The organism is Azospirillum sp. ST 5-10 (genome assembly GCF_051225715.1).
Classification (GTDB): Bacteria; Pseudomonadota; Alphaproteobacteria; order Azospirillales; family Azospirillaceae; genus Azospirillum.
In genome coordinates, this window is the sequence record NZ_JBPJSP010000011.1 from 15,929 (window position 1) to 32,126 (window position 16,198).

The 16,198-nt window shown below is 73.6% G+C and carries 12 protein-coding genes; 5 read left to right on the forward strand and 7 right to left on the reverse strand.

Annotated elements, in window-relative coordinates:
• Positions 1–60: 60 nt before the first annotated feature.
• Positions 61–1,647 (reverse strand): phospholipase D-like domain-containing protein, encoded by a 1,587-nt coding sequence (locus ACSBPG_RS14255; protein WP_435537842.1) that lies wholly within the window; start codon positions 1,645–1,647, stop codon positions 61–63.
• Positions 1,648–1,794: 147 nt separating this feature from the next.
• On the opposite strand from ACSBPG_RS14255, the gene ACSBPG_RS14260 reads away from it, so the two are divergent.
• Positions 1,795–3,627, forward strand: coding sequence for a cation:proton antiporter (locus tag ACSBPG_RS14260; protein ID WP_435537843.1), 1,833 nt, complete (start codon positions 1,795–1,797; stop codon positions 3,625–3,627).
• Here ACSBPG_RS14260 and ACSBPG_RS14265 read toward each other — a convergent pair.
• From ACSBPG_RS14265 to ACSBPG_RS14280, 4 genes are all read right to left on the reverse strand, one after another.
• The gene (locus ACSBPG_RS14265) at positions 3,605–4,417 is read right to left on the reverse strand and encodes a carbohydrate ABC transporter permease (protein ID WP_435537844.1); all 813 of its coding nucleotides are present in this window, start codon (positions 4,415–4,417) and stop codon (positions 3,605–3,607) included. The genes ACSBPG_RS14260 and ACSBPG_RS14265 overlap by 23 nt on opposite strands.
• Entirely contained in the window at positions 4,414–5,292 is an 879-nt protein-coding gene (locus ACSBPG_RS14270; RefSeq protein WP_435537845.1) for a carbohydrate ABC transporter permease, read from the reverse strand. Before ACSBPG_RS14270 ends, ACSBPG_RS14265 begins: the two co-directional genes overlap by 4 nt.
• A gap of 64 nt (positions 5,293–5,356) precedes the next feature.
• Entirely contained in the window at positions 5,357–6,637 is a 1,281-nt protein-coding gene (locus ACSBPG_RS14275; protein ID WP_435537846.1) for an ABC transporter substrate-binding protein, read from the reverse strand.
• 40 nt (positions 6,638–6,677) lie between these two features.
• Positions 6,678–7,718, reverse strand: a complete 1,041-nt coding sequence (locus ACSBPG_RS14280; RefSeq protein ID WP_435537847.1) for an ABC transporter ATP-binding protein — start codon at positions 7,716–7,718, stop codon at positions 6,678–6,680.
• 200 nt (positions 7,719–7,918) lie between these two features.
• Here ACSBPG_RS14280 and ACSBPG_RS14285 point away from each other — a divergent pair, with 200 nt between their 5' ends.
• The gene (locus tag ACSBPG_RS14285; RefSeq protein ID WP_435537848.1) at positions 7,919–8,683 is read left to right on the forward strand and encodes a substrate-binding periplasmic protein; all 765 of its coding nucleotides are present in this window, start codon (positions 7,919–7,921) and stop codon (positions 8,681–8,683) included.
• Positions 8,684–8,694: 11 nt separating this feature from the next.
• Positions 8,695–11,094, forward strand: a complete 2,400-nt coding sequence (locus ACSBPG_RS14290) for a response regulator (protein ID WP_435537849.1) — start codon at positions 8,695–8,697, stop codon at positions 11,092–11,094.
• Here ACSBPG_RS14290 and ACSBPG_RS14295 read toward each other — a convergent pair.
• Entirely contained in the window at positions 11,049–11,762 is a 714-nt protein-coding gene (locus ACSBPG_RS14295) for a response regulator (RefSeq protein WP_435537850.1), read from the reverse strand. The two genes, ACSBPG_RS14290 and ACSBPG_RS14295, sit on opposite strands and share 46 nt — an antisense overlap.
• Before the next feature lie 164 nt (positions 11,763–11,926).
• Between ACSBPG_RS14295 and ACSBPG_RS14300 the strand changes: the two genes are divergently transcribed.
• Positions 11,927–13,507 carry a methyl-accepting chemotaxis protein gene (locus tag ACSBPG_RS14300; protein WP_435537851.1) on the forward strand — a complete coding sequence of 527 codons (1,581 nt, stop codon included), beginning with the start codon at positions 11,927–11,929 and terminating at the stop codon, positions 13,505–13,507.
• A gap of 92 nt (positions 13,508–13,599) precedes the next feature.
• Positions 13,600–15,243: an NTP transferase domain-containing protein gene (locus tag ACSBPG_RS14305; RefSeq protein WP_435537852.1), complete on the forward strand. Its 1,644-nt coding sequence runs from the start codon at positions 13,600–13,602 to the stop codon at positions 15,241–15,243.
• On the opposite strand, the gene ACSBPG_RS14310 is transcribed toward ACSBPG_RS14305, so the two are convergent.
• A complete protein-coding gene (locus ACSBPG_RS14310; protein WP_435537853.1) occupies positions 15,221–16,051 on the reverse strand; it encodes a hypothetical protein in 831 nt (276 codons plus the stop codon). The two genes, ACSBPG_RS14305 and ACSBPG_RS14310, sit on opposite strands and share 23 nt — an antisense overlap.
• Positions 16,052–16,198 lie beyond the last annotated feature (147 nt).

The window sequence follows — 16,198 nt, forward strand, 5'->3', positions numbered from 1 at the left end:
ATCCCAGCCCGCGGATGGGATATTCGCCGGTTCGCCCCGTCGTCCCCGCGTCCCCCGCGGTCAGCGGCGACGGCGCCGCCCTCGCACCCACAGCCCGAGTCCCAGCCCCGCCGCCACCCCGGCGGCGACGGGGTAATAGCGGGTCGCCACCTTCTTCATGGCGTGCACCACCCGGCGCTCGCGGCGCGCCTGACTCTCCGGATTGAACAGTTGCAGGTCGAGGATCGCCGCCTCGGCATCGCCGATCTCGCGCACCACGACCGGGCGCAGGCTGCGCCCCTGGTCGCGGCGCAGCGTCTCGATGGCGCGGATCAGCGAGCCTGTCCGGTCGAGCGCCCGTTCCACGTCGTCCGGTGCGACGTCGAGATGCTCGGCCAGCAGGCGGTCGCGGAAGGCCCGAACGGCCTGGCGCACCGCCGGCTCGTCGGGCTGGCCGACGGCGTCGACGGCGATGTCGCACTCCGTGTCGAAGCCCATGGAGCGGTTGTTCAGGTTGGACGAGCCGAGGCGCAGCAAACGGTCGTCGATGGCCATCACCTTGGCGTGCACGTAGATCGCCGTGCCGGCCGCGTTGACGGGATAGTAGATGCGGAAGCGGTCGTACCGGTCGGCCCGGCGCAGGGCGTGGACGACCTGGCTGCGGGCGGCGTCCATGCTCCAGCGCTCCAGCCATCCCTCGGCGTGCTGCGGGTTGATGATCACCACCTCGGGCCCGTCGGGCTCGCCGAGGCGGCGGGCCAGCACCTCGCGGATGGCCCGCGACGACAGGTATTGGCTCTCCAGGTAGATGGTGCGGCGGGCGGCCGACAGGGCGGCGACGTAGAGCCGTTCGATCTCGTCGATCCGCGGGTGCCCATCATAGTCCGGCTCGGTGCGGGCGATGGCGACGTCGACGTCGCGCAGGTCCACCGGCACGCCGTCGGGCCAGGGCACCCGGCAGGGCGGCACCGGGGCGAGGCGGCGTCCGCCGGCGCGCCGCCAGCGCCGCCGCGCCAGCTCGCCGACGGCCTGCGCGGCCTCGCCGTCGACCATGGCGGCGACGTCGTGGAAGGGGCCGTACGGGGTGCCGTCGGGCTCGCGCCGGCAGGGGTCGTCCTCGCGGTGCTGCCGGGTGTCCCAGCGGTCGCGGGTCATGTCGATGCCGCCGCAGAACGCCAGCCCGTCGTCGATCACCATCAGCTTCTGGTGGTGGCAGGCGTCCAGCGGATGCTCGCTGTCGAGGCGGAAATGGATGCGCCGCAGGGTCAGCCACTTCATGACCAGCAGCGGCAGGATCTCGCGCGCCACCGTCTTCACCATCGCCATGTCCCATTTCAGGATGAAGGCGTGCAGGCCGGGCCGGTTCTCCACGAGATGCTGGATGAAGCGGCCCAGCATGTCGGGCTGGCTGGCGTCCTCGCGGTCCGGCTCCAGGCGGATGCGCAGGTCGAAGTCCCAGCCGACCAGCATCAGGCGATGGCGGGCTTCGCGCATGGCCCGCTTGGCGGCGGCGAAGTAGTCGGCGGCGTCGACGATCAGCGCCACCCGGTCGGCCCGGGCGATCCGCCAGCAGGTCCGGCCCGGCACGAGGATCGGCTCCTCGCGTCCGGGCGCCGGCACGGTCGGTCGGTCGGCGTGCGGCGGCGCTGCCAGGCGTTGTCCGGACATGCGGTGTCCCCCAAGCTCGGTTCCCGAAAGTCGGCACGGGGGAATCAACCGCAGGCGTGGCCGTCCTGTTCCATGACGGTTCCATGTCGGCGGCCCCGGCCGGCCGGCAAGGGAACCCGGCGCGGCGGCGGGCGTTGCTGTGCGTCCATGGAACATCACATCGTCTCCATCGTCGCGCTGATCGCCGTCGCCGGCGTCGCCGCCCAGTGGACGGCCTGGAAGACCGGCCTCCCCGCCATCGTCGTGCTGCTGGCGGTGGGCGTGCTCGCCGGGCCGGGGCTCGGGCTGCTCGACCCGTCGCAGAGCTTCGACGGGCTGCTGCGGCCGCTGATCGGACTGGCCGTCGCCATCGTCGTCTTCGAGGGCGGCCTCAACCTCAACCTGAGCGAGCTGCGGGCCGCGGGAACCGGCGTGGTCCGGCTGGTGGCGGTCGCCCTGCCGCTGAGCTGGCTGCTCGGGGCGGCGACCGGCCACTACGTGGCGGGGCTGGACTGGCCGGTGGCGACGCTCTACGGGGCGATCCTGGTGGTGACCGGGCCGACCGTCATCATCCCGCTGCTGCGCCAGGCCCGCCTGCACCCGCGCCCGGCCGCCTACCTCAAGTGGGAGGGCATCCTCAACGACCCGATCGGCGCCGTGCTGGCGGTGCTGGTGCTGGAGTTCCTGGTGCTCTCCGACCGCCTCGGCGGCGAGCAGGCGGCGGTGGTGCTGGGCTGGGACGTCGCCGAAGGGACGGTGCTGGCGGTGGCGCTCGGCATCGCCACGCCGTTCCTGATCCGCTGGGCGTTCCACCGCGGCCACGCGCCGGAGATCCTCAAGACACCGATCCTGCTGGCCTGCGTGCTCGGCATCTACACCGCCGCCGACGCGCTGCAGTCGGAGGCCGGACTGGTCGGCGCCACGGTGTTCGGCGTCGTTCTCGGCAACATCGGCCTGGTCGGCCTGAACGAGCTGCGGCGCTTCAAGGAATCCCTGACCGTCTTCCTCGTCTCGGGCCTGTTCATCGTGCTGGCCGCCGACCTCGAGCCGGCGGTGTTCGGGGAGTTGTCCTGGCCGATCGCCGCGGCGACGGCGGTGATCCTGGTGGCGGTGCGGCCGGTGGCCATCCTGCTCGCCACCCTGGGCGACGCCATGACGTGGCGGGAGCGGCTGCTGGTCGCCTGGGTGGCGCCCCGCGGCATCGTCGCCGCCGCCATCGCCGGCATCGCCTCCTCCGACCTCGCCGAGCACGGCTATCCCGACGCCCGGCTGATCCTGCCCATGGTCTTCGCGGTGATCGCGGCGACGGTGGTGCTGCACGGGCTGACCGTCGGCCCGCTGGCCCGCGGTCTGGGGCTGGCGGCGGGCAAGCGGTCGGGGCTGATGATCGTCGGCTCGTCGGCGTGGAGCGTCGCCCTCGCCGCCACCCTGCGCGACCTCGGCGTGCCGGTGATCGTCGCCGACCGCTCCTGGCGGGCGCTGGCCGGCGCGCGGCGCCGGCGCCTGCGCACCTTCGCCGGCGAGGTGCTGTCGGAGAACAACGCCGAGGACCTCGACCTCCTGGAGATCGACCGGGTGCTGGCGACCACCCGCGACGACGCCTACAACGCCCTGATCTGCACCCGTTTCGCCCCGGAGCTGGGACACGAGCAGGTGCACCAGATCGCTCCCACCTCCGGCGGGATCGCCACCGGGGAGAGCGCCAGCCGGGAGTGGCGCGGCAAGATCCTGGGCGCGCTCTCCCTCCACCACGACCGGCTGGCCCGGCGCATGGACGAGGGCTGGCGCTTCCAGGCCGTCCGCTACACCGGCCGGCCGCCGCGCTCCGACGACCGGGGCTGGAACCTGGCGCTGGTCGCCGACGGCTCGGCGACCCTGCTGTCGCCGGAGCAGGAGGTGGCGCTGCCCGGCAAGGGCGCGCTGGTGCGCTTCGTGCCGCCGCGGGAGGCGGCCCGCGCGCGCGGCGAGGGGACGGCGGTCAGCGTATCCCGGCGCGCATGAAGCTCTGCACGAACTGGCGCTGGAACAGTAGGAACGCCAGCAGCAGCGGCGCCGCCGTCATCAGGGTGGCGGCGGTGATCACCGACCAGTCGATGCCCTGGTCGGTGGAGGCGAAGATCGACAGTCCCACCGTCAGCGGCCGCGTCTCCACCGAGTTGGTGACGATCAGCGGCCACAGGAAGTTGTTCCAGTGGTGGCTGACCGACACCAGCCCGTAGGCCACGTAGACCGGCTTCGCCAGCGGCACGTAGACCCGCCACAGCACGGTCAGCGGCCCCGCCCCCTCGACCCGCGCGGCGTCGTCCAGCTCCTTCGGCACCGTCTTGAAGGTCTGGCGCAGCAGGAAGATGCCGAAGGCCGAGGCCATGTAGGGCAGGCCGATGGCGGCGATGGTGTCGACCAGCCCCAGCGCGTGCATCGTCCGGTAGTTCTCGACGATCAGCACGTCGGGCATGACCATGAGCTGCACCAGGACCAGCACGAAGGCGAGGTCGCGCCCGGCGAAGTCGAAGCGGGCGAAGGCGTAGGCCGCCAGCGTGCACAGCACGAGCTGGCCGGCGAGGATGCCGGTGACCAGCAGGAAGGTGTTGAGGAGGTAGCGCGGGAAGGGCGCCGCCTCCCAGGCGCGGGCGAAGTTCTCCAGGGTGAGCGGCGCCGTCGGGTCGAAGCGCACGGAGTAGGCGCCGGGATGGAACGCCGTCCACACCGCGTAGAGGAGCGGCAGCACCCACAGCAGCGCCAGCAGCCATGCCGCCGCGGTCTCCAGGGCCGTGCCGAGGCGCGCGGTCATCGGTAGTGCACCTTGCGGTCGAGGTAGAGGAACTGGCCGATGGCGAACACCACCAGGATCGCCAGCAGCACCGCCGTCAGCGCCGCGGCGTAGCCGCTGTCCCAGTACCGGAACCCCACCTCGTAGATGTAGTAGAGGAGGAGCGCGGTGGCGTTGTCGGGGCCGCCGCGGGTCATGACGATGACGTGGTCGACCAGGCGGAAGGCGTTGATCACCGCGTTGACCAGCACGAACACGGTCGTCGGCATCAGCAGCGGGAAGGTCACCCGGCGGAAGAAGTACCAGCGCCCCGCCCCCTCCAGCGCCCCGGCCTCGCGCAACGCCGGCGGGATCGCCTGCAGGGCGGCGAGGTAGAAGATCATGAAGAAGCCGGCCTCCTTCCACACCGTCACCGCCATCAGCGCCGGCAGCGCCGTGTCGCGGTCGCCCAGCCAGTTGTGGTCGGGCAGCCCGAACAGGCCGCCGATCTGGTCGAGCAGCCCGTAGCCGGGCGTGTAGAAGAACAGCCAGATGTTGGCGACGGCGATCATCGGCAGCACGGTGGGCGTGAAGTACGCCACGCGCAGCGCCGTGCGGCCGTGCAGCTTGCCGTTGACCCACAGCGCCATGACCAGCGCCAGGGCGATCGACAGGGGCACGGTGCCGAGCGCGAAGACCGCGTTGTTGGCGAGGCTCTGCCAGAAGATCGGGTCGTCCAGCAGGGCGGCGTACTGGTCCAGCCCGACGAAGCGCGCCGGCCGCGCCCCCTTGGGCGTGGAGTGCAGCGAGTTCCACAGCGCGGCGACGGCCGGGTAGTGGGTGAAGGCCACCAGCAGCACCGCCGCCGGCAGCAGCAGCAGCCAGCCGTAGATCTGGGCGAGGAGACGGTTGGGCATGGTGGGCTCGGGCTGGACATTGGCGCCCTCCCCCGGCGGAGCCCGGGGGAGGGCCTGCGGCGGCTTACCGATAGGCCTTCAGGATGCGGTCGGCCTCCTTCTGGGCGTCGGCCAGGGCCTCCTTGGGCGCCTTCGCCCCGGTCAGCGCCGCCTGGAGGCCGTCGTTCAGCGCCTTGGTGACGCGCTGGTTGTCGTGGGTCGACAGCTCGGCCCAGGCGTAGGGGAGCTGGTCGCGGGCCACGGCGGCGGCGGGGAAGTCGGCGACGTAGGCCTTCATGGCCGGCGTCTCCCAGGCGTCGGGGCGCACGGCGACGTAGCCGGTGTCGATGCCCCACTGGGCGGCGCGCTCCGGCGTCGTCATGAACTTGACGAACTGGAAGGCGGCGTCGCGCTGCTCCGGCGAGGCGCTCTTGAAGATGTAGAGGTTGCCGCCGCCGGTCGGGCTGCCGCGGTGCTTCTGCGCCGGCAGCATGGCGACGCCGAAGTCGAAGGGCGCGTTCTTGCGCACGTTGGTCAGGTTGCCGGTGGTCGTCCACATCATCGCCACCTTGCGCTCGAAGAAGTCCTTGGGCGTGGTGCCCCACTCGACGATCCCCGGCGGGTGCACCTTGTGCTTGGCGGCGAGGTCGACCCAGTACTGCAGCGCCTCGACCACGGCCGGCTCGTCATAGTGGGTCTCGGTGCCGGCCTCGTTCATCAGCCGCACGTCGTTCTGCGTGGTCAGCGCCTGGAACAGCCAGTAGGGGAAGCCCGACGAGGGGATCTGCACGCCCCACTGGGTGACGTTGCCCGAGGCGTCGCGCCTGGTCAGCTTGGCCGCCGTGGCGACCAGCTCGTCCCAGGTCTGCGGCGCCTTCTCCGGGTCGAGGCCGGCCTCCTTGAAGGCCTCCTTGTTCCAGTAGGCGACGATCGTCGAGCGCTGGAAGGGGATGCCCCAGGTCTTGCCGCCGGTGCGGCTGTTCTCCATGAAGGCGGGATAGAAGGCCTGGAGGAACGCCTTGTCCTCCTCGGTCTTGACGAGATCCTCGAAGGGGACGACCGCGTCCTCGTCGATCAGGGTGAACATGTCGGTGGACAGCACCACCGCGACCTGCGGCGCGTCGCCGCCCTTCAGCGCGGTCATCACCTTGGCGATGGTGTCCTGGTAGGAGCCGGTGTAGATCGGCTCCACGTCGATGCCGGGGTGCGCCTTCTCGAAGTCGGCGACGTAGCCGTCGATGATCTTGGTGATCGGGCCGCCCACCGCGACCGGGTAGTAGAAGCTGAGCGTCGTCGCCGCCGCCGCCGGCAGCGCCGCCGCGACCAGCCCGGCGGCCAGCGCCGCCGTCATCCAACCCTTGCGCATCGTCTGTCCTCGTCTGGTTCTTGGCAATCGCGTCGTCACGTCACTGCGCCGCCGCCCGGCGCAGGTCGTCCTCGTCCGGGCGCCTCAGGCCGCTCGCGGCGTCGAAGGCGTGGACGGCGTCGGGCGCCCAGGACAGGCGCACCGGCGTTCCCGGCGCGGCATCGGCGCGGCCGGGCGTCCGCGCGGCGAGGATCTGGCCGCCTTCGCCGAGGCGGCACGACACCACGGTGTCGGCGCCGTGGTAGTCGGTGTCGACCACCGCCGCCGCCAGGCCCGGCCCGGCGGCGGAGAGCCGCACCGCCTCCGGCCGCACGCCGAGGCGCACGCCGGGAAACCGCGGCAGCTCGAAGACGTTCATGGGCGGCGTGCCGACGAAGCGCGCGGCGAACACCGACGCGGGACGCGCGTACAGCTCGTCGGGGCTGCCGGCCTGCTCGACCCGGCCGCCGTTCATCAGGACGACCTGGTCGGCCATGCTCATGGCCTCGGTCTGGTCGTGGGTGACGTACACCATGGTGATGCCGAGGCGCAGCTGCAGGGCGCGGATCTCCCGGCGCATCTCGTGGCGGAGCTGGGCGTCCAGGTTGGACAGCGGCTCGTCCATCAGGCAGACCGGCGCCTTGGCGACGATGGCCCGGCCCAGCGCCACCCGCTGCTGCTGGCCGCCCGAGAGCTGCGCCGGCCGGCGCTCCAGCAGCGCCCCCAGGCCCAGCAACTCGGCGGCCCAGGCCAGGCGCTGCGCCCGCTCGGCGGCCGGCACCCGGCGCACCTTGAGGCCGAACAGGATGTTCTCGGCGACGCTGAGGTGGGGAAACAGGGCGTAGGACTGGAACACCATGGACACCCGGCGGCGCGCCGGCGGCAGGTGCGACACGTCGGCCCCGCCGATGAGGATGCGCCCGCCGGTCAGCGCGTCCAGCCCGGCGACGAGGCGCAGGGTGGTCGACTTGCCGCAGCCCGACGGCCCGAGCAGCACCAGCATCTGCCCGGCGTCGGCCGTCAGGCTCACCGCGTCGACGGCCGCCGTGGCGCCCCAGCGCTTGGTGACGCGGTCGAGTTCGATGGAATGCGGGACGGACATGGCGGTTCGGAACGTGGCCGGGCGGTCGCGAAGGCCTGCACAATGCGGCATCCGGATGACGGTCGAATGGCGGTTCCGTTGAGATTTTGTTTCGCCCGGCCGGCGCCACGTTCACGGACTCGTCCCGGTGCCGTCACCGCACTGACACGCAGCCCGCCTACGATCGGTCGCGGACACCCCCGCCCGATCGAGGAGGCCCCATGCCCATCCGTTCCGTCGCCGCCGCCCTGGCCGCGCTGGTCGCCGTCGCCCTGTCCGCCGTAGCCGTCCCGGCCGCCGCCCAGGACAAGGTGGTCAAGCTCACCTCCCTCGACTGGCCGCCGTTCAGCGGCGAGGCGCTCAAGGACAAGGGCGCCGCGACCGCCGTGGTGAAGGCGGCCTTCGCCGCCATGGGCTACCGGGTCGAGGTGGACTTCTTCCCCTGGAACCGCGCCGTGGCGATGGTGCGCGACGGCACCGGGCACCACGGCTATTTCCCCGAATACGACGGTGCGGCGGTGCGCGAGGAGTTCACCCTGTCGGTGCCGCTGGGCACCAGCCCGCTGGGCTTCGCCGAGCGGGCCGACTCTCCGGTGACCTGGTCGACCCTGGACGATCTCAAGACCAGGCGCATCGGCATCGTCGACGGCTACGTCAACACCGAGGCGTTCGACGCCATGGTGGCGTCGGGGGCGCTGGCGGCGGACAAGGCCAACAGCGACACCACCAACCTGAAGAAGCTGCTGGCCCGCCGCATCGACCTGGCGGTCATCGACCGCGCGGTGATGGACGACCTGCTGCGCACGACGCCGGACCTCAAGGCGCAGGCGGCGGCGCTGCGCTTCAACCCGACGATCCTCGAGGAGAAGAGCCTGCACATCGCCTTCCGCAAGGACGCCAGCGGGGCCGAAATGGCGCGGGTGTTCGCCGAAGGGCTGGGCAAGATCGACGCCGCGGCGATCCTGCGCACCGCCCTGGGAAGCTGAGGGCGGGCGCCGTGGGCGGGGAGCCCGAGCCGCGGTTCCGCGCCCGCGACATCCTGCTCGCCGTCGACGGGGTCGCCGCGCACACGCCGTGCGGCGACATCGTCGAGCGGCTGCTGGCCCAGCCCGACCTGCCCTGCCTCGCGGTCGTCGGCGGGGACGGCCGGCCGCTCGGGCTGGTGGAGCGCGAGCGGCTGCTCGCCACCTTCGCCGACCGCATCAAGTCCGAGCTGTACCGCCGCCGCCCCATCGCCGCCGTGGCCGAGCGCGCCTTCCTCGCCGTCGACGCGGAGGAAGGTCTCGACGCCGTCAGCGCGGCGATCGCCGGCCGCCACCCGCGGGCCCTCGCCAGCGGCTTCGTCATCACCGACGGCGGGCGCTACGCCGGCATCGGCACCGGCATCGCGCTTCTGTCCAACATCGTCGACCTGACCCGCAGCCGCGCCGCGCAGCTCGCCGCCGCCGGCGCCCGCGCCGAGGCCGCCAGCCGCGCCAAGTCGGCCTTCCTGGCCGCCATGAGCCACGAGATCCGGACGCCGCTGCACGGCGTCATCGGCAGCCTCGATCTGCTCCGTCACGCCGAGGACGCCGCGGAACGCGACGAGCTGGCGGGCGCCGCCACCGCCGCGGCGCACACCCTGCTGCAGATCATCGGCGACGTCCTCGACTTCTCCAAGATCGAGTCCGACCGGGTCGAGCTGGAGATCGCCGCCCTCGACCCCGCCGCCGTGGTGCGCGAGGCGGCGGCGCTGTTCGCCTCCAAGGCGCGCCAGCGCGACGTGGTGCTGGGCGTGCACGTCGGCACCGGGGTGCCCCGGGCGATCCGCGGCGACGCGCTGCGGCTGCGCCAGATCGCCATGAACTTCATCGGCAACGCCGTGAAGTTCACCGAGCGCGGCACCGTCACCGTGTCGCTGACCCGGGTGTGGGGCGACGCCGCCGCGGTCCGCCTGCGTCTGGAGGTGGCCGACACCGGCCCCGGCTTCGCGCCGGAGATGGCGCCGGCGCTGTTCGACGCCTTCGTCCAGGAGTCCGGCGACGCCGCCCGGCGCCACGGCGGCACCGGGCTGGGGCTGGCCATCGCCCGGCGGCTGGTCGGCCTGATGGGCGGCGCCGTCGGCGCCGACGGCGAGCCGGGCCAGGGCGCCACCTTCTGGTGCGAGATCCCGGTCGACGTCGCCGAACCGGCGGCGGCGGCCGCCCTGCCCGACCTCGACGGGCTGCGCGTCCTGGTGTTCGACGGCGGGCGCGACGGCGGCAACCGGGCGGTCGGCCCGCTGCTGGAAGGCCACGGCGCGCGGGTGGTGACGGTGGACGGCCTGCTCGGCGGCATCGCCGCCCTGCGCGGTGCCGCGGCCGACGGCCAGCCGTTCGACGTGGTCGTCCTCGATTGGCACCTGCCGGACGGCGACCGCTTCGTCATCGCCGAACTGCTGGCGGGCTCGCCGTCGCGCCTGCTGCTGACCGCGCCCGGCGACGAGCCGGCGCTCGCCCGCGCCGCCTACCGCCGCGGCTTCGTGCGGGTGGTCGCCGGCCCCTGCCCGGCCGACGAGGTCGCCGCCGCCGTCGCCGTGGCCGCCGGGCGGACCGCCGAACGGACCGCCGCCCCCTCCCCCGGTCCGGCGGCCGCCCCGGTCCGCCTCGCCGGCCGCGGCGGCGGGTTGCCGGTCCTGGTGATCGACGACACGCCGATGAACCTGGTGGTGGCGCAGCGCCAGCTCCGCCGGCTGGGGCTGGACTGCGAGGTGGCGGCCGACGGCCGGGAGGGCCTGGCGCTGGCGACCAGCCGGCGCTACGCGCTGATCCTGGTGGACCGCGCCATGCCGGTCGTCGACGGCGCGGCCTTCGTCCGCCGTCTGCGCGCCTGGGAGGCGGCGCGGGGCCGCCGCACCCCGGTGATCGCCATGACCGCCCACGCCCAGCCGGAGGACGAGCGGACGAGCCTCGACGCCGGCATGGACGACCACCTGACCAAACCCGTCACCCTCGACCGCCTGGCGGCGGCCCTGGCCCGCTGGCTCGATCCCGAAGCGCCCGCCGCCGCACCGGTGGACCTCGCGCGGCTGGCCGCCACGCTCGGCGGCGCCGACCCGGCGGAACTGGGCGAGGTGCTGGACTGCTTCGTCCGCAGCATCGCCCCCCTGTTGGAACGCCTGCGCCAGGCGGCGGCGGCGGGCGACCGGACCGCCTTGCGCGACGCCGCCCACGCCGCCAAGGGAGCGGCCCGCAACGCCGCCGCTGGGCCGCTCGGCGACCTGCTGGCGGCGGTCGAGGCCGACGCCGCGACCGCCGCCATGGCGCGGCTCGCCGAGGCGGCGGCACAGGCCGGCGTGCGTTTCGCCGCGGTCGAGGCTTTCGTCGCCGGACTTCAGGGCGCCGCCGGCTCGATCCACAGCTCGGCCACGCCCTCGTAGAGCGGGCGCAGGTCGTAGAGGTGGGTGAGCAGACGCTGGCTCAGCACCGTGCCGGCCGGCACCAGGAGGATGCCGTCCGGGCCGTCGACGTGGCGGGCCAGCCGGGCGTTGGCGGGGATGCGCTCCAGCGGCGTCCGGACGCCGCCCGTCCTTTCCCCGCGGCCGCTCGGCACCAGGCGGGTGCCGCCGGGCGGCAGCGCCGTCTCGGTCGACAGCACGATGGTGGTGGGCAGCGGCACGGCGGCGTACGCCGGCGCCGGCTTGACGTCGCGGTCGCGGGTCAGCACGCGCTCCAGCCGGCTCGCCACCAGGTCCAGCGACGTCGGCTTGCCGAGGAAGGCGTTGACGTCCAGCGCCATGGCGGTGGTCACCAGCCGCATGTCGCTGTGGCCGGTGAGCATGGCCACCGGGATGGCGCGGTCGACGCCGGCCGAGCCGTCGCGGATGCGCTTGAGCATCTGCAGCCCGTTGACCACCGGCATGTGGAAGTCGAGGAAGATGCAGTCGACGCGGCCGATGCAGCGCAGCGCCGTCAGCCCGTCCTGGCCGTCCGCCGCCTGGCGGATGCGGGCGATGCCGAGCTTGCGCAGCATGTGGACGAGGATGGACCGGCTGAACTCCTCGTCGTCGACGACCAGGATGTCGAGGTCGTGGTGGCTCGTGGACATGCCGGACGGGTAGCGCCGGCCGCGTTACAGTTTCAATCGCAGGGTGAGGCTCCGGCGGCCCGGCCGGCGGTCGTGCAAATTTCACAATTGCTCAGCATTTGCGTCATCGGCGTCCGTATCATGCTGTGTATCCGAATGAACGGGACGGGTACGGGGACACCGCGATGCTGACGCTCTACCGGCGAAGCCTGGCCGTCCGGGTCGTGGCGCCGATCGTGCTTCTTCTGCTGCTGGCGGTCGCCGCCGCCGCCACGGCCATCGACCAGGCCAACCGGACCACCGCGCACGCCGCGCTGGCGGAACGGGCGCGCATGACGGCCGCGGCGCTCGCCGGCGGGGCGGCGGAGGCCCTGTGGAACATGGACACCGCCGCCGCCGACGCGCTGCTGGCGGCACTCGGCGAGGACCCCGACTATGTCGGCAGCACGCTGGCCGACGCCGACGGCAAGCCCTTCGCCAGCCACGGCGCCGCCGACGTTGCCGAGGGTGTCGCCGAGGGCGCCGTCGTCGCCCACCGCGTGCCGATCCTGCGCACCGCCGACGCCGGCGCGCCGACCCGCCTCGGCACGCTGGAGGTCCGTCTGTCGGACGCCCGCCTGCGCCGCGAGCAGGCGGAGCGGACCGCCGCCGTCGCGGGCATCGGCGCGCTGTCGCTGCTGGTCGTCGCCGGCGTGCTGGTCGCCATCATCCGCACCGTCACCCGCCCCATCGTCACCATGACGGCGGCGATGGCGCGGCTGGCGGCGGGCGACCATGCGGTGGAGGTGCCGGCGCTCGAGCGCGGCGACGAGGTCGGACGGATGGCGGCGGCGCTGGCCACCTTCAAGAGCCACGCCATCGCGAAGGAGCGGCTGGAGGCCGAGCAGGACCGCCTGCGCGCCGAGGCCGAGCGGCAGCGCCGCCACGCACTGGCCGCGGTGGCCGCCACCTTCGACGCCGACGTCGGCTCGGTGCTGGGCGCCGTCGACGGCACGGCGCAGGACATGTCCCGCTCGGCGGGCGGGGTCGCCGACAGCGCCGGCAGCAACGTCCAGCTCAGCCACGGCGCCGCCGACACCGCCGACCGGGTCAGCGCCAACGTGCAGACCGTCGCCGCCGCGGTGGAACAGCTCGCCGCCTCGATCCGCGAGATCTCCGCCCAGGCGCAGAGCGCCAACCGGGTGGCCGACGAGGCGGCGCAGAAGGCCGGCACCACGGTCGGCCAGATGGACCGGCTGGTGCACGACGCCAACCGCGTCGGCGACGTGGTGACGTTGATCTCGCAGATCGCCAGCCAGACCAACCTGCTGGCGCTCAACGCGACGATCGAGGCGGCGCGCGCCGGCGAGGCCGGCAAGGGCTTCGCCGTGGTCGCGCAGGAGGTCAAGAACCTCGCCAACCAGACCGCCAAGGCGACCGAGGAGATCGTCGCCCTGGTCGACGCCATCCAGAATTCCACCGGCAGCGCCTCGACCGAGATCAACGGCATCGCCCGGATCGTCGGCACCATCAGCGAGATCAGCGCCTCCATCGCTGCCGCCGTGGAGCAGCAGAACGTCGCCACCAGCGAGATCAGCGCCGCCGTGCAGCAGGCGGCGGCCGGAACCGAGCAGTTGCGCCACGACGTCCAGTCCGTGGCCGGCGCCGCCCAGCGCAACGGCGAGGCCGCCGGCCGCCTGATGGACGCCATCGGCAGCCTGACCGGCCGCTTCGACACCCTGAAGGCGGAGGTCGCCCGGTTCGTCGCCCGTCTCGACGCGGCCTGATCGCCCCGCGATCGGCCCCGGCGATCTTGACGCGGCGCGCCGGCGTCCCTTCTTCGTTGGTCGTGCGGACGACGGCCAGCGGAGGGTGAGCGATGCATTTCGGTCCGGTACCGGTCGAGGAGGCGGACGGGGCGATCCTGGCGCATTCGGTGCGCAAGAGCTGCCTGATCCTCAAGAAGGGCCGCCGGCTGAACGGCGAGGACGTGGCCGCCCTGAAGGCCGCCGGCTTCGCCAGCGTGGTGGTGGCGCGTCCCGGCCCCGACGACCTGGAGGAGGACGAGGCGGCGGCGCGCGTCGCCGCGGCGCTGGCGGGGGCCCACCTGTCGGCCGCCGCCCCCTTCACCGGCCGCGTCAACCTGTTCGCCGAGGCCCACGGCCTGGCCGTCGTCGATACCGACCGCGTCCACCGCCTGAACCGCACCGACGAGGCGGTGACCCTCGCCACCCTGGCGCCCTACGCGCCGGTGCGGCCCGGCCAGATGGTGGCGACCGTCAAGATCATCCCCTTCGCCGCGCCGCGGGCGGCGGTGGAGCGCATCGTCGCCGACCTCGCCGGCGGCGCGCCGCCGCTGCGCGTCGCCCCCTTCCGCCCGCTGCGCGCCGCGCTGGTGCAGACCCGCTTCTGGGGGGTCAAGGAGACGATCCTCGACAAGACGGCCGCCGTCACCGCCGACCGGCTGGCGGCGCTCGACGGCACGCTGGCCGCCGAGATCCGCTGCGAACACCGCGAGGAGGAGGTGGCGGCGGCGCTGGCCGAGCTGCGCCCGCGCGGCTGCGACCTGCTGCTGGTGACCGGGGCCTCGGCGATCACCGACCGGCGCGACGTGCTGCCGGCGGCGGTGGAGCGGGCGGGCGGGTGGGTCGAGCATTTCGGCATGCCGGTCGATCCCGGCAACCTGCTGCTGCTGGCCGACCTCGACGGCGTGCCGGTGCTGGGCCTGCCGGGGTGCGCCCGCTCGCCCCGCCTCAACGGCTTCGACTGGGTGCTGCAGCGCCTGGCCGCCGGCGTGCCGGTCGGCCGCGCCGACATCATGGCGATGGGGGTCGGCGGGCTGCTCGGCGAGATCCCCAGCCGCCCGGCGCCGCGCGCCCGCGGCTCCGGCGAGGATGCGGCGCCGCGGGCACCCCGCATCGGCGCCCTGGTGCTGGCCGCCGGCCGCTCGACGCGCATGGGCGGGCCCAACAAGCTGCTGGCGGAGCTCGACCGCGTGCCGCTGGTCTCCCGCACCGTCGACGCCGTGCTGGCCTCGCGCGCCCGTCCGGTGGTGGTGGTCACCGGTCACGACCGGGACAGGGTGACGGCGGCCCTGGCCGGCCGGCCCGTCGCCTTCGTCCATAACCCCGATTACGCAGCCGGCCTCAGCGCCTCGCTGCGCGCCGGGCTCGCGACGCTGCCCGACGACGTCGACGGCGCGCTGGTCTGCCTGGGCGACATGCCGATGGTGACGCCGGCCGTGCTGGACCGCCTGATCGCCGCCTTCGCCCCGGCGGAAGGGCGCGGGATCTGCGTGCCGACGGCCGCCGGCAAGCGCGGCAACCCGGTGCTGTGGAGCCGGACCTTCTTCGCCGACATGGCGGCAGTGAGCGGCGACACCGGGGCGCGCCACCTGATCGGCAGCAACGCCGACCAGCTCTGCGAGGTCGAGGTCGGCGACGACGCCGTGCTGCGCGACGTCGACACGCCGGAAGGGCTGGCGGCGGTGCGCGCCGGCCTCAGCGTTCCGGTTCAGGAATGATGCCGGCGTCCTTGAGGGCGCGCGACAGGTCGAGGATGACCGTGCTGATGGTCGGGAAGTCCAGCGCCAGGGCGCTGCGCTCCGGGTCGTAGCGGACCACCATCGCGACCTGGCGCGCCGGCAGCCGGCCGGGCAGCTCGTCGCACAGGAGTTCGACCTTCACGCGATCACGCGGTCCCAGGCCGAGCTCGCCGCGGTAGCCGTCGACCATCAGGCCGCGCGCCGACCAGTTGGCCGTGCGGTAGCGGACGCCGCCGAGGACGACGGTGAGCGGCGGTTCGGCGTAGCGGATGGCGCGGCGGCGCTCGCGGACGCCCTGGGGCAGGCTGGCGGCGCTGTCGCGCTGCGCCAGCTTGCGCGCGCCGGCGGCCTTGGTCCGCTCGTCCACCCCGTCGGCGGAGGTCATCAGCGCCGCCTGGACGCGACGCTCGACGCCGCGGCGGAAATCCTCGCCGACGCCGTAGCGGATCGCCTTGCCGTAATGCTGCTTGGCCTGGGCCAGGATCTCGTTGCGGCCCTTCTCGTCACCGGCGTGGCCGCGCCGCTCGGCCTGGCCGACCAGCGTGTCGACGCTGCGGGCGTAGGCGTCGCGCTGGATCGTCTTGAGGACCTCGCGGAACTCCGCGGCGCGCTGCGAGGGAAACTCGCGGGCCTTGAGGATCTCGCCGATCATCGCCGCCGTCTGCTCCACCGCCTCGGCGTTGTCCCCCTCGGCGAGGCGGCGGAGCTGGGCGATGGACGCCTCGGCCTTGCGGAGCAGCGCATCCTCGAGCTTCTTGCGCGTCTCGGCGTCCATCATCGCAGACATGTCGGCTCCCGCACGTCGACCCGTTCGTGATCGTATGAGCGGTAGCCTTAATGATTGTTGAATATCGCATGAGCGAACCGTTCGGCGCAGGAGGAACGGCCGGGCGGCGCCCGCCTCACACCGTCGCGCGGAATGGCTGACACACCT